Raw genomic sequence first — 19,053 nt, 5'->3', positions numbered from 1 at the left:
CACGACGATACCTCCAACCGAATAGCAATAATGGCAAAAATTGCCATTATTGCTCCGTCAGTGCAATCTCTCAATACCGGCGCATCAGCGCGACGAGCCGACCCTGCACGCGCACGCGCTCGGCCGGGAAAATACGGCTTTCATGGCGGGGATTGGCCGGTTCCAGTGCCACTGAATTGCCGCGGCGGCGCAGACGCTTGAGGGTGACTTCCTCCTCATCGACCAGGGCAACCACGATCTGCCCATTTTCCGCCGTGTCCGAGCGGCGAATGACGACCGTATCGCCGTCCCAGATGCCGGCGTCGATCATCGAATCACCGGCCACTTCCAGGGCGTAATGCTCGCCGGTGCCAAGCATGGCGACGGGCACTTCTATATAGGTCGACGCATCGCGCATCGCCTCGATCGGCAGGCCGGCCGCGATGCGGCCATAGAGCGGCAGTTGCACGGCACCGACTTCCGGCGCGGCGCGAACGCCCGGCAGGCGGGCTGAGAAATCACCCTGAATGACGGTGGGCGCGAAGCCGGGCGCGGGCTCGGCCCGTTTGGGCGCATCTGCAATATCGGGCCGGGGGCTGGTGAGGGCAACCGGTGCCTCGCCGGGCAGGCGCAGCACTTCAAGCGCGCGCGCCTGATGATGGCGGCGGCTGAGGAAGCCGCGCTCCTCCAAAGCGGAGATCAGCCGGTGAATGCCGGATTTGGAGCGGAGGTTCAGCGCCTCCTTCATCTCATCGAAACTCGGCGAATAGCCGGAGGCTTTGAGATGACGGTCAATGAACATGAGCAGCTCGTGCTGCTTGCGCGTCAACATGATCGGGCCCTTTGGCTGCCTCGCTGCGCTGCCATTGGCCGGAACGGATGGTGACCGAACGGTGAAAGTCCGTAACGTCACGAAACCGAACGCGAACAAAGCGGCAACTTTGTTCTTCTACGGAATCGCGACGCGTCGCGTCAAGCGCCAGGACGGCGGATGCTTCTCGCTAACCTGCGGAAATCGAAAGAAATTACTCTTTGTCGTCGTAGGGGTTCACGGTGCCGCGGAAATCCAGCCGGATCGGCGTGCCGGGCAGATCGAAAATATCCCGGATCTCATTGACGAGATAGCGGCGGTAATCCTCCGGCGTGCCCTCCGCACGGGTGCCGAAAACGACGAAAGTCGGCGGACGCGCGTTCGCCTGCGTGACATAGCGCAGCTTCAAGCGGCGCCCCGCCACATTCGGCGGCGGATGCCGGCCGAGCGCATCTTCAAACCAGCGGTTGAGGGCGGAGGTGGTAATGCGCTTGTTCCAGGTGTCATAGACGCGGCGTACCGCGGGCAGCAGTTTCTGCAAGGACGAGCCGGTCAAAGCGCTGAGCGTGACGACCGGTATACCCTTAAGCTGCGCCAGGCTGCGTTCCAGCCGGTCCGACACGGCCTTGCGCGTGGCATCGCGGTCTTCCACCGCGTCCCACTTGTTGAGTACCACGACCATGGCGCGGCCCTCACGCTCCACCAGGCGCGCAATCTGCAGGTCCTGGTCATGCAGACCGTCGACTGCATCGACCACCAGGACGACCACTTCGGCGAAGCGCATCGCATTGATGCTGGCACCCGTGGACATTTTTTCGACGTCGTTCTGCACGCGGGCGCGGCGGCGAAGGCCCGCGGTATCGACGAGCTGATAGGCGTTCCCGTCGCGATCATGCAGAGGCAGCATGATGGCATCGCGGGTGATGCCGGGTTCCGGCCCCGTCAGCATCCGCTCCTCGCCCAGAAGCCGGTTGACCAGGGTGGACTTGCCGGCATTCGGCCGGCCGAGGATGACCAGCCGCAAGGGCTTGCCGGGGTCATCGGCGGCCGTCGTCTCATCCGTGTCCTCATCCCGCGGCGCTTCCACGGGCGGGGGCAGGGCCGCGGCGATGTCGGCCATCAGCGAGCTGATGCCTTCGCCATGTTCGGCCGAGACCAGCAGCGGCTCGCCCAGACCAAGGGCATAGGCCTCGATCGCATTGGCGTAACCGACCCGGCCTTCTGTCTTGTTGGCGACCAGCAGCACGGGCTTGCCGAGGCGGCGCAGCCAGGCGCCGAAATGGGCGTCAGGCGGCAGAATGCCGGCGCGGGCGTCGACCACGAACAGGATGAGGTCGGCTTGTTCCAGAATCGAGGCCGCACCCTGGCGCATGCGCCCGGTGAGGCTTTCCGGGGGCGCTTCTTCAAGCCCCGCCGTGTCGGCAATGCGGACCATGCGGCCGCCGATACGGCAGGTCGCATCCTGACGGTCGCGTGTAAGTCCTGGCTGATCTGCGACCAACGCCTGTCGCCGCCCAATCAGGCGGTTGAACAAGCTGCTTTTGCCGACGTTCGGGCGTCCGGCGATGACGACAAGCGGGGTTTCCATGCGCGAGGGGCAATACTGCCAAAGGATGGTTACGGGTAAGTGGTTATCTGGAATGTGTGGTCAGCGCCAGACGGGCGGGACAAAGCCTGCGTCTGATGGGGGAGGGATACTCTCCCGCTATCGGGCTGGCCGAGGAGGGGAAAAGGCATGAGCAGCACGACGAGTGATCCGCAAACGCGCACCTTGCCGCCGGAGGGCGTGGTTTTGGCGGTCCTGCTGGCGATCAGCTTCTCCCACTTCCTCAACGATACGATGCAGTCCCTGCTGCCGGCCATCTATCCCAATCTCAAAGAGCAGTTTCAGCTCAACTTCGTGCAAATCGGACTTTTGACCTTTGTCTTCCAGGTCACGGCCTCGCTGCTGCAGCCTCTGATCGGCATGGCGACCGACAAGCGGCCGCAGCCCTACTCGCTGTCGGTGGGCATGGGTTTCACCATGATCGGCCTGATTTTGCTGTCCCGCGCCAGTAGCTACAGCTTCCTGCTGGTGGCGGCCGCGATGATCGGCATCGGCTCATCCATTTTTCACCCGGAATCCTCCCGCGTGGCGCGACTCTCCTCCGGCGGGCGGCATGGGCTGGCGCAATCCGTCTTCCAGGTTGGCGGGAATTTCGGTACGGCGCTCGGCCCCGTGCTCGCGGCCTTCATCGTGGTGCCGCATGGCCAGCGCAGCATCGTCTGGTTCTCGGGCATCGCCCTGCTTGGCATGATGGTGCTGGGTGCGGTTGGCCGCTGGTATCAGCAGAGGATTGCGCATAACCGTCGCCGGCCGCGCGTGCACATGCATGCCCATGAGGCCCTGCCGCCAGCCCGCGTCGTTGTCACCATGACCATTCTCGTGGCGCTGGTTTTCTCGAAGTTCTTCTACCTGGCGAGTATTTCCAGTTATTACACCTTCTATCTGATCCATCAGTTCAAGGTGTCGGTGCAGACGGCGCAGTTGCTGCTGTTTGTGTTTCTGGGGGCGGCGGCGCTCGGTACCGTCCTGGGCGGCCCCATCGGCGACCGTATCGGTCGCAAACTGGTCATCTGGGTTTCCATTCTGGGCATCCTGCCCTTCACCCTGGTCCTGCCCTATGTCGGCCTGGGCTGGACGGTGGCGCTCTCTTTCGTCATTGGATTCGTGCTCTCCTCCGCGATGCCGGCGATGATCGTCTATGCCCAGGAACTGGTGCCCGGCCGCGTGGGGCTGATTTCGGGCCTGTTTTTCGGACTGGCTTTTGGGATGGGCGGCCTTGGCGCCGCCGCCATCGGCGTCATTGCCGATCATTACGGCATAGTTACGACATACGAGATCTGTTCGTTTTTGCCGGTGATCGGTCTGTTGGCGGCTTTCCTGCCGCATATCCGCACACCCCGTCCGGGCTAGCCGACCGCGTGCAACGTTTGAACAGGGCCTGGTGACAGCTCCTGTTCAAACGTCAAATGCGATGGCGCCAGCCTCATCCGATCCTTCCCAGGGTCTTGGAATGCGACAATGGCAGCGCAATCACATCCAGATCAGGCAAAGCCGGGAAGCAGATCCCGAAAGGCTGACTCACCATCTATTTTTGCATCTACGCAAAAAATGGCTGCGTAAACCCTCGACCTATCGCGACCCCGATCACATATCCCGCATCGGTGCGAACGCATGTGTTGAGAACCGCAAACTTCAGGAGGGTTATTATATGGCCCGCACGCCGACAACAAAGTCCAAATCTACCGGCCGCGTCAAAGCGACGACGGCCACCCGTACGGGGGCCAGCAAGTTACAATCCGCCTCCCCGGCGCGCCGCGCGGCCCTGAAAACGGCCGCTTCCTCCCCGGTCGCCAGTAAAGAGGACCTTCGCGCGCGCGTTGAAAAGCTCGAACGGGCGAACGCGACATTGCGAACCAAAAACAAGGATCTACGGCTGGCGCATGTTGCCGCCGCGGAACAGGTGGAGGCGCTGACCCTCAAGCTTGAAAGTCTCGAGCGTCGCGCGGAGCGTCAGGCCCGTCAGGAGACGTCGAAGACCGCTGGCACGCCAAAGCCGCGCCCTGCCTCGCCTGCCGCGCGCCGCGGACGGAGTGGCCCGCCGGGGCAGGCCGGCGATCTGTCGCCGGACAGCCATGCGGCTGAGGTTGATGAACTGACCGAGGCGTAACCCCCCGGGCGTCGCTTCAGGCTTCGGCCTCGCTGGCCGGAGCTGCGGCATCCAGGTGGATCAGCCGGATGCGCTTTCCCCGCGTGGCAAGCGCCACGCGCCCGTCCCGCAAAGCCATCGCATCTTCGCCGAACATCCGCCGACGCCATCCCTGCGTCGCGGGGATGGAGGGCTCGGCCTCTGTCGCCAGCCGGTCCAGGTCATCGGACGAGGCGAGGAGCCGGGGTGCGACATCATGCTCCTCACTCTTCGCGGCCAGAAGTACGCGGAGCAGAGCGATCAGCGCAGGCGAGGGACGCGGGCCCTCACGCTCTCCGCGGGCCGCGACCTCCGGCAAAGCATCCTCCGGCAAAGCGGCCGCCTCGGCGATGGCGGCAAGCAGCGAGGTGCCGCTTTTGCCTTCGGCAAAGCCGCGCGTAATGCCGCGGGCGCGCGTCAGGGCCTCGGGGCTGTCCGGGGCGAGGGCGGCGATTTCCGGTATCGCCTCATCCTTCAGCAGCCGGCCACGGGGAATATTGACGCGCTGGGCCTCACGCTCCCGCCATGCCGCGATGGCGCGCAGCAGACCTGCCTGGCGGCGGTTCGAGGGGCGCAGCTTCAGACGCAACCACATCGTCTCAGGGTCTGAGCGGTACAGGCTCGGCTCGGTCAGCGCCGCCATCTCCTCCTGCACCCAGTCGGTCCGATTCTCACGCTCCAGCCGTACCAGCAGCTTCTGATAGACGAGTCGCAGATGGGTCACGTCGGCCGCCGCATAGGCGAGCTGCGAGGCGGAAAGCGGACGCGCCGACCAGTCGCTGAAGCGGTGAGATTTGTCGATCTGGGTGCCGGTCAGCGACGAGACCAGCGCATCATAGCCGACCTGATCGCCGAACCCTGCGACCATGGCCGCAATCTGGGTATCGAAGATCGGGGTCGGCGTGGCCCCGAACATGAGCAGGAATATCTCCACATCCTGCCGTGCCGCGTGGAAGACCTTGGTGACCGCCTGATTGGCCAGCAAGGCGCCCAAGGGCGCCATATCGATGCCAGGCGCCTGGGCGTCGATGACCGCCACATCCTGCGCGCCGCCGAGCTGGACGACGCAGAGTTCCGGCCAATAGGTGCGTTCGCGGATAAATTCCGTATCGATGGTGACGAAAGGCTCCTCCGCCAGGCGCGCGCACAGCGCAGCGAGCTGATCGCTTTCGGTGATGAAGACGGGGGTCGGAAATTCGATACGGGGCGGACGCGACATGGAACCTTTCTATAGGGCCATATCCTGCTGTCAAAGCCTGACATGGATCATGGATCGGCCACGGGGTCGCGCCCATAGGCGACATCGTCGAAACGGGCGCGCGCCTGGCGGATTGCCCCGAAATTGGCCTCAGCCCAGCGCGTCAGGGCTTGCAGCGGTTCCAGCACTGAGGTGCCGAGGGGGGCAAGGCGGTATTCGACGCTCGGCGGCGTCGTCGGGTAGACATGACGGGTGACCAGCCCGTCCCGCTCGAGAAGGCGCAGCGTCTGAGTGAGCATGCGTTTGGAGATATCGGGCACCATCCGCTGCAACATGCCGAAGCGGCGCGGCTCGGCGGCCAGTGCGACCAGGACCAGCATGGTCCATTTATCCCCGATCCGATCCAGGACGTTGCGCACGGGACAGCCTGCGGCATCGAAGCCGCGTGCCTCCCATACCGCAAACTGCGTCGTGATCCCGGCAGTCCGCGGATCGATGTCGGTCACATCGGGCAAGGTGGTTATCCTTTGGTAACTAGGGGAGGAAAACCTGCCGTCTTCCGCCTGGGCTGGGAACCCCTTATACACGGTCTCACTTTGAGACCTTAAAGGAAATATCATATGTCAGATCATCATGCACCGATCGCCGTGACGGGCGCCAGCGGCCAGCTTGGCCGGCTTGTCATCAGCGAATTGCTGAAAAAGGTCGCGGCTGACCGCATCATTGCCCTGGTGCGCAGCGACGCGGCGGGAGCTGATTTTGCGGCCCAGGGCGTTGCCTGGCGGATCGCCGATTACAACCGCCCTGAGACGCTGACGACGGCTCTCGCCGGGGTCGGCCGCCTGCTGCTGATTTCCTCGAACGATCTTGCCCACCGCATCGGCCAGCACAAGGCCGTGATCGCTGCCGCCAAGGCGGCCGGGGTTTCCTTGCTCGCCTATACCAGCGTGCTGCATGCCGATATCTCGCCGCTTGGCCTGGCCGCAGATCACCGCGCGACCGAAGCGGCCATCGTTGAGTCGGGCCTCCCTCACGCGTTCCTGCGCAACGGCTGGTATACGGAGAATTATCTGGGTTCCGTGGCGCCGGCCTTGGCCCATGGCGTGGTGCTGGGTAGCTCCGGTGCGGGCCGCATCTCGGCCGCAGCCCGTGCCGACTATGCCGCAGCAGCGGCTGCGGTTCTGACGCAAGCCCAGCCTACCGCCGCCCAGATCCTGGAGCTGGCCGGCGACACGGCCTTCACCCTCACAGACTTCGCCGCAGCGCTGAGCGAGATCAGCGGCAAACACGTCGCCTATCAGGATCTGCCCAAGGCCGAGTACAAGGCCGCCCTTCTGGGCGTGGGACTGCCTGAGCCCGTGGCCGAGCTGGTCGCCGATAGCAGCGCGGCCGCGGTGAGCGACACTTTGTTTGATGACAGCCGCGTGCTGTCCGGCCTGATTGGCCGGCCGACCACGCCCTTGGCGGAGAGCCTGCGGGCGGCCCTGGCTGGCGCCTGAAGATATCGATTACGCAAATATCAACTAGCAGCGCGGGCCTTCTCCTCTACCGGCCGGGCTCTTGCAAACCCCGCCAATGGCGCCAAGTCGAGACGGAGTGAGCGGCACAGGCCGCCTGAACCGATAGAGGAGACTTTGCCATGAACACCACCAAGCTGCTGTCTGCCCTGGCCGTCGCCGGTGGCCTGATCGCCAGCACCGGCGCTTTCGCCCAAAGCGCGTCGCAGAATAGCCTGGTCAGCGGCGCGACGACCGGTCTCGGCGCGCATCATCGCTTTTCGACCGTGGCCGCCGCTCAGGATCATTGCCCGGACGATACCATCGTGTGGTCCAATGGCGTGAGCAAGACCTACAAGGTCGTCCAGGCCGGTTCGACCAAGTCCGGTCACGGCTTCTATGCCTGCAAGATGGAAGCCGATACCGCGGGCTTCAGCCAGGGCGGCTAATCGCCCGGCTCGTGACGTGAAAAGGGGGGAGGCCGTTCGGCCTCCCCCCTTTTTTATGCCGTCTCTCCGTCAGCCGTTTCGGCTGGCATATCATCGGTCACGACCGTGATCGCCTCTGGCTCCTCCGCGAAACCCATGACCGGATAAGGCTCCGGCTCCGCTGCCGGGTAAGCGGTCTCAATCTGTGCGATGCCTTCGGACACCGCGGTCGCGAGCGGTGCGGGAGTCGGCCGCACATGCACGGCGCGCCGCTTGGTGCGCGCACTGCCATAGGTCGGCTCCAGCACCAGTTCCAACAGCAGCAGTGACCGGCCGGTCACCTCGTAGCTATGGTCGAAGGCAAAATGTGGCTCGGGATCGACGGCTTCGTCGGCCAGGTTGGTATCGACCAGCAGGCGCCATTCCCGGCCGCCCACAACCTCCGGCAGCGTGAAGGCCACCACATCGTGATAGGCGTTGAGGATCAGCAGCAGAGTCGCATCATGGCCGCGCTGGACGATGCCGGTTTCCTGTGCGCGTCCATCCAGCAGCACGCCCATGCAGCGCGCGTGACCTTCGCCCCATTGATCATCGGCCATTTCGGTGGCGTCCGGCGCGAGCCATGTCACATCCTTGAGGCCGAGCGCTTCATCCCATTGGCCGTTGAGAAAGCGCCCGCGGATGAGCAGCGGAAAGCGGCGGCGGAGGGCCGAGAGACGGGCGGTGAAGCGCATCATGGACTGGGCCTCGGCTGTCGGCTCCCAGTTCAGCCAGCTGATCTCGTTATCCTGGCAATAGGCATTGTTATTGCCTTGCTGGCTGCGGGCCATCTCGTCGCCGGCGAGCAGCATGGGCGTGCCTTTGGATAGGAACAGGGTCGCCATCATGTTGCGCATCTGGCGAATACGCAGGGCCTGAATGTCAGGATCGTCGGTCGGGCCTTCCGCGCCGCAATTCCAACTCAGATTATGGGAATGGCCGTCCTGGTTGTTCTCGCCATTCGCCTCATTGTGCTTATCATTGTAGCTGACGAGGTCATGGAGGGTGAACCCGTCATGGGATGTGATGAAATTGACCGAGGCCCATGGCTTGCGTCCGCGTCTGCCGAACAGATCGGCCGAGCCGGTGATGCGGGAGGCGAGATCGGCGATTTGCCCATCATCGCCCTTCCAGAATCCGCGCACGGTGTCGCGGAACTTGTCGTTCCATTCCGCCCAGCCTGGCGGGAAGCCACCGACCTGATAGCCGCCGGGGCCGCAGTCCCAGGGTTCCGCGATGAGCTTCACCGCGCTCAGGACCGGGTCCTGCTGCACGGCTTTGAGGAAGCCTGACTGCTCGTCGAAGCCATGCGGTTCGCGCGCCAGGATAGTGCCGAGGTCGAAGCGGAAACCGTCGACATGCATCTCCGTCACCCAGTAGCGCAGGCTGTCCGTCACCAGCCGGATGACGGCGGGATTGCTGAGGTTGAGCGTATTACCGGTGCCGGTATCGTTGATGTAGTAGCGTTTCTGATCGGGCAGCAGGCGGTAGTAGCTTGCGTTGTCAATGCCCTTGAAGGACAGGGTGGGTCCCAGCTCATTGCCTTCGGCGGTATGGTTGTAGACGACGTCTAGAATGATCTCGAGGCCGGAATCATGCAGGCGCGCGACCATTTCCTTGAATTCGGCATAGGCCGTTTCAGGCACCTGTGCGTAACGCCGGGCGGGGGCGAAGAAGCTCAGCGTATTGTAGCCCCAGTAATTGGTAAGCCCCTTTTCGACGAGATAGGAATCGTCGGCGAAACGGTGAATGGGCAGGATTTCGATCGTCGTCACCCCAAGCCTGCGGAAATGCCGCAGCATGGGCGGGGAGGCGAGGCCGCGGAAGGTGCCGCGCGTTTCCGGCGGCAGATCAGGATGGAGGCGCGTCATGCCGCGGACATGCGCTTCATAGACCACGGTGCGCTCCCAGGGCACGGCCGGCGGCAGGTCGCGGCCCCAGGTGAAGGCCGGATCGATCACCCGGCAGCGCGGCATGAAAGGGGCGCTGTCACGCTCATCGTAGGAGAGGTCGGCGTCCGCGTGGCCGATCGTATAGCCGAACAGAGCGTGATCCCAGGTCAGTTCGCCGACCACCGCCTTGGCATAGGGGTCGAGCACCAGCTTGTTCGGATTGAAGCGATGCCCGGCATCCGGCTCATAGGGGCCGTGGACGCGATAGGCATAGAAGGTGCCGGGCCGGAGGTCCGGGATGAAGCCGTGATAGATTTCGTTCGTATATTCGGGAAGCGGGATTCGTTCGAGTTCGCGTTCGCCCTGATCGTCGAACAGGCAGAGTTCGACCTTCGTCGCATTGGCCGAGAATATCGCGAAATTGACGCCGAGGCCGGTCCAGGTCGCGCCGAGCGGATAGGGGAGGCCCTCTCGAATGGTGCCGCCGAAAAGTGCCATGCCCATGCTCCGTTACCGTTCGACCTGCACCGGAGATGGGGGCGGCGGGCTCAGGCGCAACGCAGGGCGATGCCGTCAGCCGGGGTGATGGGGCTGGCGCGGCAGGCGCAGCCCATGCGGACCCTCGGGCGTGGCACCATGGATCGGATAGTGATGGGTCTTCCCGCGACCATCCTTGAAGGTGACGAAAACCCAGGGGTGGTGGGGGATATCGGACGTCGTCAGACCGGAGATGAGAAAATAGGCGTCCTCGATGCCGTTCCAGGCCTGGACAAGTTCGACCCAGCGGCAGGGCAGGGTGATCTTGTGGCTATGGCCGTCCTCCTCCCGGCAGATCAGCTCGATCTCCTTCGCGGCCCAGCCGGAATCATTGTCCATGGTCTCTCTCGCTTACGATGACGCAAGGATAGACCCGACCTTCGGCAGCGCAACCTGCGAAAATTGGGGGCGGCCTTCCGGTCCCTGCGGGCCGTTCATCGCACAAGCCTGTGGGACAGATGGACCAGCGCAGCCCCACTTGCCACAGCTGGAGCCGGTCATGTCCGCTATCCGCTTGACAGAGAAGGAAGCCCGCGCCTTGTGTGCCCGCCCGGCTTTGTCGATCACCAGGACCCTTCGCTCATGCATTCCTACCGCACCCATCATTGTGGCGCTCTGCGCACCACCGATGCCGGCGTCACCGCCCGGCTGTCCGGCTGGGTTCACAGCAAGCGCGACCATGGCGGCCTGCTCTTCATAGACCTGCGCGATCATTTCGGCCTGACGCAGATTGTGCTGCCGGCGGGGTCCGAAGCCTTCGCCGTGGCCGACAGCTTGCGCGTCGAAAGCGTCATCACCGTCACCGGTGAGGTCGTGCTGCGCGAACCGGCGACCGTCAATCCGCGCCTGCCCACGGGGGGCATCGAGCTGCGCGTCCGCGCGCTGGTGGTCCAGTCCTCCGCCGATGTTCTGCCCATTCAAGTGGCCGGCGAGCAGAACTACCCGGACGATCTGCGCCTGAAATACCGCTTCCTGGACCTCCGCCGGGATCGCGTTCATCGCAACATCATGCTGCGCGCCCAGGTCATCGCCTCGCTCCGTCGCCGCATGGTCGAGCAGGGCTTCGTCGAGTTCCAGACCCCCATTCTGACGGCCTCCTCGCCGGAGGGGGCCCGCGACTTTCTGGTCCCGGCGCGCAATCATCCCGGCAAGTTCTACGCCCTGCCGCAGGCGCCGCAGCAGTTCAAGCAGCTGGCCATGGTCGCGGGCTTCGACCGCTATTTCCAGATCGCGCCCTGTTTCCGCGATGAAGCCGCCCGTGCTGACCGCTCGCCGGGCGAGTTCTACCAGCTCGATTTCGAGATGAGCTTTGTGACGCAGGAAGACGTCTTCAATACGATCGAGCCGGTTATGGCGGGTGTCTTCGCGGAATTCGGCAATGGCCGCACAGTGACGCCGACGCCGTTTCCCCGCATTCCCTATGCGGAATCGCTGCTGGTCTATGGGTCGGACAAGCCCGACCTGCGCAACCCGCTGAAGATCACCGACGTCACTGCCCATTTTGCGAATTCGGGCTTCGGCCTTTTTGCCAAGATCGCGGCTGCGGGCGGCATCGTGCGCGCCATTCCGGCGCCGGGCGCAGGGGGCAATCCGCGCTCCTTCTTCGACAAGCTCAATGAATGGGCGCGGGCCGAAGGCGCGGGCGGTCTGGGCTATATCACCTTCGACGCCGAAGGCCCGAAGGGGCCGATTGCCAAGAATCTGGAAGCCGATCGTGCGGCGGCCATCGCGGCCGCCTGCGGCGTCGGGCCCGGTGACGCCGTCTTCTTCGCCGCCGGCAAGCCGGATGTGACGCCGAAATTCGCGGGCGCGGTGCGCACCAAGATCGGCACCGATCTCGGCCTGATCGAGGAGAACGCCTTCCGCTTCTGCTGGATCACCGATTTCCCGATGTATGAACTGAACGAGGAGACGGGGCAGATCGATTTCAGCCACAACCCCTTCTCGATGCCGCAGGGCGGCCTGGAGGCGCTGAACAGCCAGGACCCGCTGACGATCAACGCTTTCCAATACGATATCGTCTGCAACGGCATCGAGCTGTCTTCGGGTGCCATCCGCAACCATCGCCCCGACATCATGCTGCGCGCCTTTGAAATCGCGGGCTACGGCGCCGATGTGGTGGAGGCGCGTTTCGGCGGCATGCTGCAGGCCTTCCGCTACGGCGCGCCGCCGCATGGCGGTTCGGCACCGGGCATCGACCGCATGGTCATGCTGCTCGCGGACGAGCCCAATATTCGTGAGGTCATTCTCTTTCCGCTCAGCCAGGGTGGCGAGGACCTCATGATGGGTGCCCCGGCCGAAGTGACTCCCGAGCGCTTGCGGGAACTGTCTTTGCAGATCGTGCTGCCGCCGAAGGTCGTTAAAAGCTGATCGCTATCAGCGAGACGATAGTCTGGACAAAACCTGGGCCCGGCGAGCCCAGGTTTTTTTTATGTGTTGCCGTCTAAGTTCTGGCATTGCCCAGCAAAGCTGCGCAATGTGGTGTGGTGGTTGCATAAGAAACGTTTCTTGTCTGGCTGTGGCGGGAGAGTGCTATTTCTGGTCTTGGTATTGTCGTTGGCATGGTCGCTGAGGCGCGGATTGCGCAACGTGCCGGCTGTGCCGTCGCAATTGGCGGCGGCACCCCCCGCGGTGCCCGGAAAATGGCTGAAAATCTGGCCAATGACGGCGCGGCTGCGCTGATCAGTTTCGGCCTCGCGGGTGGGCTTGATCCCAGGCTGGACGCCGGAGCCGCGCTGGTGCCGCGCCGCGTCTTGCATCAGGGAAGTGTCTATGACTGCGATCCGGGCTTGTTACGCCTGCTACAGGGTGCGGGGCTCGCGGTCGATCTGCTGCTCGCCGGAGACACGGTGGTCGGCACCGTCGCCGACAAACATCGCCTGTGGACGGACACGAAGGCTGCCGCCGTCGATCTTGAAAGTGGCGCCGTGGCTGAGGTTGCGGCAGCGCGTGGGCTGCCCTTTGCGGTCTTGCGCGCCGTCTGCGATCCGGCGCGACGCAACTTGCCCAGCGCTGCGATTGACGCCCTGGATCAGACGGGGCGAGTGGCGCCTATGAAAATGGCGGGCATATTGGCCCGCCATCCACAACAAATCTTTGGCCTTATTGCCCTCGGGCGCGATGCGGCCCGAGGGCGAAAAGCCTTAATCCGCGGTGCCGAAAGCCTCAGGGGCCTTGCTGCGGGTGACGCGGACCTTGGGTGACTTGGTCGCCAGCTCTTCCATCTTCTCTTCGACATGGCGGCTGAACACCGCATAGTCCGCCGGACGCTGGTTATCGAGCGGGATTTCTGCGGCCATCGCACCTTCGGTCTTGGGCCCGCGAATCGCCGAAACCGCCATCTTGATGGGATGACGGATGGCTTCCATCACCGCCGTCGCCTCATAGCCGGAATGGACCATGCAGTCGGCGCATTTCTCGTAATTGCCGGTGCCGTATTTGTCCCAGTCGGTCGTGGCCATCAGTTCCGTGAAGGTCTTGGCATAGCCTTCGCCGAGCAGGTAGCACGGGCGCTGCCAGCCAAAGACGTTACGCGCAGGCTTGCCCCAGGGCGTGCAGTGGAAGGTCTGGTTGCCAGCCAGGAAGTCCAGGAACAGCGACGACTGGTTGAACTTCCATTTGCGGCCTTTGCCGTAGCGGAAGATGCCGCGGAACAATTCCTTGGTCTTCTGACGGTTGAGGAAGTGTTCTTTGTCCGGGGCGCGCTCATAGGCATAGCCCGGTGAGATCATGACACCGTCGATGCCCAGCGCCATCGCATCATCGATGAACTTGCCGACGCGCTCGGCCTTGGCGCCGTCGAACAGGGTGGTGTTGATGCACAGGCGGAAGCCGCGCTTCTTGGCGTCCTGGATAGCGCGGACGGCGACGTCATAGGTGCCTTCCTGGCTCACCGCGTGGTCATGCATTTCCTTGTCGCCGTCGAGATGGATGTCCCAGGCGAAATTCTTGTGCGGCTTGTAGAGATCGATCTTCTTCTCAAGCAGCAGGGCGTTGGTGCAGAGGTAGATGAACTTACCGCGCTTCAGCAGCCCTTCGACGATCTGCGGCATTTCCTTATGCAGCAGGGGCTCGCCGCCCGCGATGGCGACGATCGGCGCGCCGCATTCATCGGCCGCTTCCATGCATTCGTCGTAGGTCAGGCGCTGATTGAGGATCGGCGCCGGATAATCGATCTTGCCGCAGCCGTTACAGGCGAGGTTACAGCGGAATAGCGGCTCCAGCATGAGCACGAGCGGATAGCGTTTGCGGCCGATGAGATGCTGTTTGACGACATAGGCGCCAACGCGGATCGCTTGATTGAGTGGAACACCCATAAGTGGTCAGCCCCTGTTGTTAAGCAACGTCCGCCACTTCGGGCGGTAGGCGGAAACGAACATCTTCCGGCACGCCATCCAGCAGGCCGACTTCGACCTCGCCGAACTGGCGCAGGCCCTCAAGCACGTTTTGGACCAGAACCTCAGGCGCTGACGCCCCTGCGGTCACGCCCACGCGTTCGATACCATCGAACCATTCGGGTTTCAGGCCTTTTTCATCGTCAATCAGATAGGACCGGCAGCCCAGTTCTTCACCCAGTTCGCGCAGGCGGTTGGAATTGGAGCTATTGCGCGAGCCGACAACCAGGATCACGTCGACTTCCCGTGCCAGATCTCGCACGGCCTGCTGCCTGTTCTGGGTCGCATAACAGATATCGCGCACATCCGGTCCCATGATGGTCGGGAATCGGGTCTGCAGCGCCTGGATGATGCCGCGGGTGTCATCCACCGACAGGGTCGTCTGGGTCACATAGGCGAGCTTCTCGGGATCGGCGACATTCAGTGTCTGGACGTCATCGGCCGTCTGCACCAGATGCACCTTGGCCGGAATTTGGCCGATCGTGCCCTCAACCTCGGCATGGCCGGCATGGCCAATCAGCACGATTTCACGCTCCTGGGAGGCATAGCGGCGCCCCTCGGCATGGACTTTCGCGACCAGCGGGCAGGTCGCGTCGATCACGGGCAGGCCGAGGCTGACGGCCTCGTCCTGGACCTTCTTGGCAACGCCATGCGCGCTGAACACGGTGATGGCGCCTTCCGGCACCTCATCCAGCTCATCGACAAAGACGGCACCGCGCTGCCGCAGATCCTCGACGACATGCCGGTTGTGAACAATTTCGTGCCGCACGTAGATCGGTGGGCCGTATTTCTTGAGGGCACGTTCCACGATATCGATCGCACGAACGACGCCAGCACAGAATCCGCGCGGCTGGGCGAGGAGGACACGCATATGTCTGGTCTTCTCCAAATTCCTTAGCCGGCAGTCCGGGGGACAGGGGGGACAACGGGCCTAAGTCATGATGGCTCGCAAGCCACTCACATCATGGGATAAGCAATTGCCGGAGCCGGGGCAAGGTTTTGCTGCGTTGCAATTGCTGTGTTCACAGAGCTGTGGGCAGCGAAGGGCACGGTCGCGGGGAGGGAGGCTTGTGTTCGGTCCGGCCTTCGGTACAACCGCGCCTCACATTTTAGCGGGCATCGTAGTGTAGACGCCGGCGACCGCCGAGATGTGGCACCCACTCCCCCTGCGTTCCGTGGCACGCCTGCGGCATCTGACGGCAAGGGTTGGGGGTTAAGGTATTTTGGGAGGGCGGCCTGGTGGTCGCGATACAGTATGATGATGGCGTCACGACGTGCTCTTCTGGCGGCCGCCTGTTCTGTAGCGCTCCTGCCCCGGGGGCCGGCTCATGCCCAGACGGCTGCGAACGCCCCAACGGCGCCGGTCGCGGCGCTGAACGCTGGCCTGATCGCGATCATGAAGGCAGGGGATCAGACCCCGTTCCTGCAGCGTTTCCAGACTCTCGCGCCTGTCGTCGATCAGGCCTTTGATCTGCCGCGGATTCTCAGGATCTCGGTGGGGTCCTATTGGAGCGGCCTGCCAGCGGCCCAGCAGCAGAAGCTGCTGGCGGTGTTTCGCAGCTTCATCATCGCGACCTATGTCGCGAATTTCCGTGACTATAATGGTGAAGTATCCGCCGTTTCCCCCCAGACCCGCAGCGTCGGGGCAGAGCAGGTCGTCACCAGCACGCTGGCCAAGCCCTCCGGGGACAGCCTGCGCATCGATTATGTGATGGGGCAGGCGCCAGGAGGCTGGAAAATCCAGGATATTTTGCTAGACGGAACAATCAGCCGTGTTGCGGTGCAGCGATCGGATTTTGCGTCTCTCCTGGCAGACGGTAACGCCACGCAGCTGATCGCCAGCCTGGAACAGAAGGTCTCGACCTTGTCTGCTGGTGCCATCAGTGCGTGACCCCTTACAGGCGGGAGCCTCTCTGCCTTGACCCTGCTCGCTGACGCGACGGCACTTTGCTCCTTGGCTGGCCTGGTGCAAGCGGGCAGCGGGTGGCAGGCTTTGAAGCGCTTCAACCAGCGGCCCCGGCCCCAGTTGCCGGCCCGGCCAGCTGTGACCGTGCTGAAGCCGCTGAAAGGCGATGAGCCGCTGCTGGAAGCCGCACTCGCCTCCTTCTGCACGCAATCCTATCCCGATTATCAGATCGTCTTCGGCGTTCAGGACGCCAGTGACCCGGCGATTGCCGTGGTCCAGAAACTGCAGGCCCTTTTCCCCGACCGGGACATAACACTTATCATCGACTCCACGCAGCACCACGGCAACCGCAAGGTCGCGAACCTCATCAACATGTGGCCTGCCGCCCGGTACGACACGATCGTGCTGGCCGATTCGGATGTGCACGTGACGCCGCATTTTCTGGACCGTGTGGTCGCGGCCCTTGACGAGCCGGATACCGGCCTGGCGACGGCTCTCTATACCGGTGTCGGCGCCAGGCCAGGCTTTGTCGCGTCTTTCGGCGCCGCGCAGATCAACCATCTTTTTCTGCCCGGCGTGATGGTTGGGCGGATGCTGGGCCGGCAGGACTGCCTGGGTGCCGCCGTCGCCTTGCGGCGCGACATGCTGGAGCGCATCGGCGGCTTTGCGGCTTTGCTGCCGCATCTGGCTGACGACTTCTTCCTGGGCCAACTCGTACGCGGCACCGGACAGCGCGTCGCCCTCATCTCGGGCCTGGTCATAACCACGGTGTGCGAGGAAACGGTTGGGGCGCTCTTCGCGCATGAATTGCGCTGGGCGCGGACGATCCGCGCGCTGGAGCCCGTGACCTACGCGACGACGGTTTTGCAGCTCTCCGTCTTCTGGGGGTTGCTGACTGCCTTGACCGCGGGCTTCGCCTGGTGGTCTGTCGCGTTCGTGGCCTTGGTCTGGGGCCTGCGCGCCATTTTGCTGCATGCGGTCGCGCGCCAGATCGGCAGGGGCGGTTTTTCCGCTTGGCTGCTTCCTTTTCGAGAAATCTTTTCCCTGCTGGTTCTCGTTGCCAGCTATCTTGGCAATCGTGTTGTCTGGCGCGGTGATAGCATGGCGGCGGTTGCCGATCGTCGGCACGTCAAGCCCCGCACCGGCAAAATGACTTTCGGCAGACTACGCTTCGGCAAGACAGGCCGCCTTACGCGAGGTATCAATCAGCTATGATGAAGACACTTTTTCTGCAGCCGCCGTCCTTTGACGGTTTCGACGGTGGTGCAGGCTCACGCTACCAGGCGCGGCGGGAAATCAAATCCTTCTGGTATCCAACCTGGCTGGCCCAGCCTGCCGCCCTTGTGCCCGGCAGCCGCCTGATCGACGCGCCGCCGGCCCGCATGGGCATGGCGCCGATTCTGGAGGATGTGAAGGATCGGGAGCTTGTCATCATCCATACCTCGACGCCGTCTTTCCAGAACGACGTGAAGGTGGCGGAACAGATCAAGGCGACCAATCCGGCCATCAAAATCGGCTTCGTGGGTGCCAAGGTCGCCGTGCAGCCGACCGAAAGCCTGGCGGCGTCCACAGCGATCGATTTTGTCGCCCGCAACGAATTCGACTTCACGATCAAGGAAATCGCCGAGCGCCGCGACTGGGCGGAGATCGACGGCATCTCCTACCGCGATGCGGCCGGCGAGATTAAGCACAACCGCGACCGTGCGATCCTGGAAGACATGGATCAGCTGCCCTTCGTGACCGAGGTCTATAAGCGCGACCTGAAGATCGAAGACTATTTCATCGGCTATCTGATGCACCCGTACATTTCGATTTATACGGGGCGCGGCTGCAAGTCCCGCTGTACCTTCTGCCTGTGGCCCCAGACGGTCGGCGGCCATCGCTACCGCGTGCGCAGCCCCGAGCATGTCGCCCAGGAAATCCGCCAGGCGATGAAGGACTTCCCGCAGGTGAAGGAGTTCTTCTTCGACGACGACACCTTCACCGACAACCTGCCCCGCGCCGAGGAAATTGCGAAGGAACTGGGCAAGCTCGGCGTCACCTGGTCCTGCAATGCCAAGGCGAATGTGCCGCGCAAGACTCTGGAAGTGCTGAAGGCCAATGGCCTGCGTCTGCTTCTGGTGGGCTATGAGAGCGGCAATCAGCAGATCCTGCACAATATCAAGAAGGGCATGCTGGTCACCACGGCCGAGCAGTTCACCCGGGACTGCCACGAACTAGGCATCAAGATCCACGGCACCTTCATCCTCGGCCTGCCAGGCGAGACGCGGGAGACGATCGAGGAGACGATCCAGTTCGCGACCCGCATCAACCCGCATACCATCCAGGTCTCGCTGGCTGCGCCCTATCCAGGCACCGCGCTCTATAAGCAGGCGCTGGAAAACGGCTGGCTGGATGCGAAACACGCCGAGCTGATCGACGACAGTGGCATTCAGATCGCGCCGCTGAGCTACGAACATCTGACGCACCAGGAAATTTTCGATAACGTGGAAGTCTTCTACAAGCGGTTCTATTTCCGCCGCTCGAAGATCGGCTCCATCGTTTGGGAGATGCTGGGCAACCGGCAGATGCTGGTGCGCCGCCTGCGTGAAGGCGTGGAATTCTTCCAGTTCCTGCGCGAGCGCCACAAGATCGCCGCCTGA

At 63.4% G+C, this 19,053-nt stretch carries 17 protein-coding genes; 9 read left to right on the top strand and 8 right to left on the bottom strand.

Annotation, left to right across the window (positions count from 1 at the left end):
- Positions 1-70: 70 nt before the first annotated feature.
- Together lexA and der are read right to left on the bottom strand one after the other, a co-directional pair.
- On the bottom strand, positions 71-811 hold the full coding sequence (gene lexA, locus AC3G7M_RS16480; RefSeq protein ID WP_489213213.1) for a transcriptional repressor LexA: 741 nt from the start codon (positions 809-811) through the stop codon (positions 71-73).
- Between the two features lie 193 nt (positions 812-1,004).
- Positions 1,005-2,378 (bottom strand): ribosome biogenesis GTPase Der, encoded by a 1,374-nt coding sequence (gene der / locus AC3G7M_RS16475; RefSeq protein ID WP_489213212.1) that lies wholly within the window; start codon positions 2,376-2,378, stop codon positions 1,005-1,007.
- A gap of 147 nt (positions 2,379-2,525) precedes the next feature.
- Between der and AC3G7M_RS16470 the strand changes: the two genes are divergently transcribed.
- Complete coding sequence (locus AC3G7M_RS16470; protein WP_489213211.1) at positions 2,526-3,746, top strand: MFS transporter; 1,221 nt, start codon at positions 2,526-2,528, stop codon at positions 3,744-3,746.
- Positions 3,747-3,846: 100 nt separating this feature from the next.
- Entirely contained in the window at positions 3,847-4,503 is a 657-nt protein-coding gene (locus AC3G7M_RS16465) for a hypothetical protein (protein ID WP_489213210.1), read from the top strand.
- A 16-nt stretch (positions 4,504-4,519) separates the two neighbouring features.
- On the opposite strand, the gene rnd is transcribed toward AC3G7M_RS16465, so the two are convergent.
- The gene (gene rnd, locus AC3G7M_RS16460) at positions 4,520-5,740 is read right to left on the bottom strand and encodes a ribonuclease D (protein WP_489213209.1); all 1,221 of its coding nucleotides are present in this window, start codon (positions 5,738-5,740) and stop codon (positions 4,520-4,522) included.
- 47 nt (positions 5,741-5,787) lie between these two features.
- Positions 5,788-6,225 (bottom strand): winged helix-turn-helix transcriptional regulator, encoded by a 438-nt coding sequence (locus AC3G7M_RS16455; protein WP_489216081.1) that lies wholly within the window; start codon positions 6,223-6,225, stop codon positions 5,788-5,790.
- Positions 6,226-6,339: 114 nt separating this feature from the next.
- Here AC3G7M_RS16455 and AC3G7M_RS16450 point away from each other — a divergent pair, with 114 nt between their 5' ends.
- Together AC3G7M_RS16450 and AC3G7M_RS16445 are read left to right on the top strand one after the other, a co-directional pair.
- Positions 6,340-7,218: an NmrA family NAD(P)-binding protein gene (locus AC3G7M_RS16450; RefSeq protein ID WP_489213208.1), complete on the top strand. Its 879-nt coding sequence runs from the start codon at positions 6,340-6,342 to the stop codon at positions 7,216-7,218.
- A 140-nt stretch (positions 7,219-7,358) separates the two neighbouring features.
- Entirely contained in the window at positions 7,359-7,664 is a 306-nt protein-coding gene (locus AC3G7M_RS16445; protein ID WP_489213207.1) for a hypothetical protein, read from the top strand.
- A gap of 53 nt (positions 7,665-7,717) precedes the next feature.
- On the opposite strand, the gene glgX is transcribed toward AC3G7M_RS16445, so the two are convergent.
- Entirely contained in the window at positions 7,718-10,078 is a 2,361-nt protein-coding gene (gene glgX / locus AC3G7M_RS16440) for a glycogen debranching protein GlgX (protein WP_489213206.1), read from the bottom strand.
- A gap of 69 nt (positions 10,079-10,147) precedes the next feature.
- Entirely contained in the window at positions 10,148-10,450 is a 303-nt protein-coding gene (locus AC3G7M_RS16435; protein WP_489213205.1) for a hypothetical protein, read from the bottom strand.
- A gap of 243 nt (positions 10,451-10,693) precedes the next feature.
- On the opposite strand from AC3G7M_RS16435, the gene aspS reads away from it, so the two are divergent.
- Positions 10,694-12,481 (top strand): aspartate--tRNA ligase, encoded by a 1,788-nt coding sequence (gene aspS / locus AC3G7M_RS16430; RefSeq protein WP_489213204.1) that lies wholly within the window; start codon positions 10,694-10,696, stop codon positions 12,479-12,481.
- A gap of 272 nt (positions 12,482-12,753) precedes the next feature.
- Positions 12,754-13,314 carry a phosphorylase family protein gene (locus tag AC3G7M_RS16425; protein WP_489213203.1) on the top strand — a complete coding sequence of 187 codons (561 nt, stop codon included), beginning with the start codon at positions 12,754-12,756 and terminating at the stop codon, positions 13,312-13,314.
- On the opposite strand, the gene hpnH is transcribed toward AC3G7M_RS16425, so the two are convergent.
- On the bottom strand, positions 13,255-14,427 hold the full coding sequence (gene hpnH, locus AC3G7M_RS16420; RefSeq protein ID WP_489213202.1) for an adenosyl-hopene transferase HpnH: 1,173 nt from the start codon (positions 14,425-14,427) through the stop codon (positions 13,255-13,257). The genes AC3G7M_RS16425 and hpnH overlap by 60 nt on opposite strands.
- 19 nt (positions 14,428-14,446) lie before the next feature.
- Positions 14,447-15,376, bottom strand: coding sequence for a 4-hydroxy-3-methylbut-2-enyl diphosphate reductase (ispH, locus tag AC3G7M_RS16415; protein WP_489213201.1), 930 nt, complete (start codon positions 15,374-15,376; stop codon positions 14,447-14,449).
- Positions 15,377-15,760: 384 nt separating this feature from the next.
- Between ispH and AC3G7M_RS16410 the strand changes: the two genes are divergently transcribed.
- Genes AC3G7M_RS16410 through hpnJ form a run of 3 tightly spaced genes read left to right on the top strand, consistent with a single transcriptional unit; the run spans position 15,761 to position 19,053 of the window.
- The gene (locus tag AC3G7M_RS16410; RefSeq protein WP_489213200.1) at positions 15,761-16,396 is read left to right on the top strand and encodes an ABC transporter substrate-binding protein; all 636 of its coding nucleotides are present in this window, start codon (positions 15,761-15,763) and stop codon (positions 16,394-16,396) included.
- 27 nt (positions 16,397-16,423) lie between these two features.
- Positions 16,424-17,626, top strand: a complete 1,203-nt coding sequence (gene hpnI, locus AC3G7M_RS16405) for a bacteriohopanetetrol glucosamine biosynthesis glycosyltransferase HpnI (protein ID WP_489213199.1) — start codon at positions 16,424-16,426, stop codon at positions 17,624-17,626.
- A complete protein-coding gene (gene hpnJ, locus AC3G7M_RS16400; protein ID WP_489213198.1) occupies positions 17,623-19,053 on the top strand; it encodes a hopanoid biosynthesis associated radical SAM protein HpnJ in 1,431 nt (476 codons plus the stop codon). Before hpnI ends, hpnJ begins: the two co-directional genes overlap by 4 nt.

The organism is Acidisoma sibiricum, from assembly GCF_057837225.1.
The sequence above is the reverse complement of the archived record's forward strand: the minus strand, read 5'-3'. Positions and strand labels throughout refer to the sequence as shown.

Coding starts and splice junctions, on each gene's coding strand:
- der (WP_489213212.1), bottom strand. CDS start 2,378: ATGGAAACCCCGCTTGTCGTCATCGCCGGACGCCCGAACGTCGGCAAA.
- ispH (WP_489213201.1), bottom strand. CDS start 15,376: ATGCGTGTCCTCCTCGCCCAGCCGCGCGGATTCTGTGCTGGCGTCGTT.
- rnd (WP_489213209.1), bottom strand. CDS start 5,740: ATGTCGCGTCCGCCCCGTATCGAATTTCCGACCCCCGTCTTCATCACC.
- aspS (WP_489213204.1), top strand. CDS start 10,694: ATGCATTCCTACCGCACCCATCATTGTGGCGCTCTGCGCACCACCGAT.
- hpnH (WP_489213202.1), bottom strand. CDS start 14,427: ATGGGTGTTCCACTCAATCAAGCGATCCGCGTTGGCGCCTATGTCGTC.
- AC3G7M_RS16425 (WP_489213203.1), top strand. CDS start 12,754: ATGGCTGAAAATCTGGCCAATGACGGCGCGGCTGCGCTGATCAGTTTC.
- AC3G7M_RS16410 (WP_489213200.1), top strand. CDS start 15,761: ATGATGATGGCGTCACGACGTGCTCTTCTGGCGGCCGCCTGTTCTGTA.
- AC3G7M_RS16465 (WP_489213210.1), top strand. CDS start 3,847: ATGCGACAATGGCAGCGCAATCACATCCAGATCAGGCAAAGCCGGGAA.
- hpnJ (WP_489213198.1), top strand. CDS start 17,623: ATGATGAAGACACTTTTTCTGCAGCCGCCGTCCTTTGACGGTTTCGAC.
- AC3G7M_RS16450 (WP_489213208.1), top strand. CDS start 6,340: ATGTCAGATCATCATGCACCGATCGCCGTGACGGGCGCCAGCGGCCAG.
- AC3G7M_RS16470 (WP_489213211.1), top strand. CDS start 2,526: ATGAGCAGCACGACGAGTGATCCGCAAACGCGCACCTTGCCGCCGGAG.
- AC3G7M_RS16445 (WP_489213207.1), top strand. CDS start 7,359: ATGAACACCACCAAGCTGCTGTCTGCCCTGGCCGTCGCCGGTGGCCTG.
- glgX (WP_489213206.1), bottom strand. CDS start 10,078: ATGGGCATGGCACTTTTCGGCGGCACCATTCGAGAGGGCCTCCCCTAT.
- lexA (WP_489213213.1), bottom strand. CDS start 811: ATGTTGACGCGCAAGCAGCACGAGCTGCTCATGTTCATTGACCGTCAT.
- AC3G7M_RS16435 (WP_489213205.1), bottom strand. CDS start 10,450: ATGGACAATGATTCCGGCTGGGCCGCGAAGGAGATCGAGCTGATCTGC.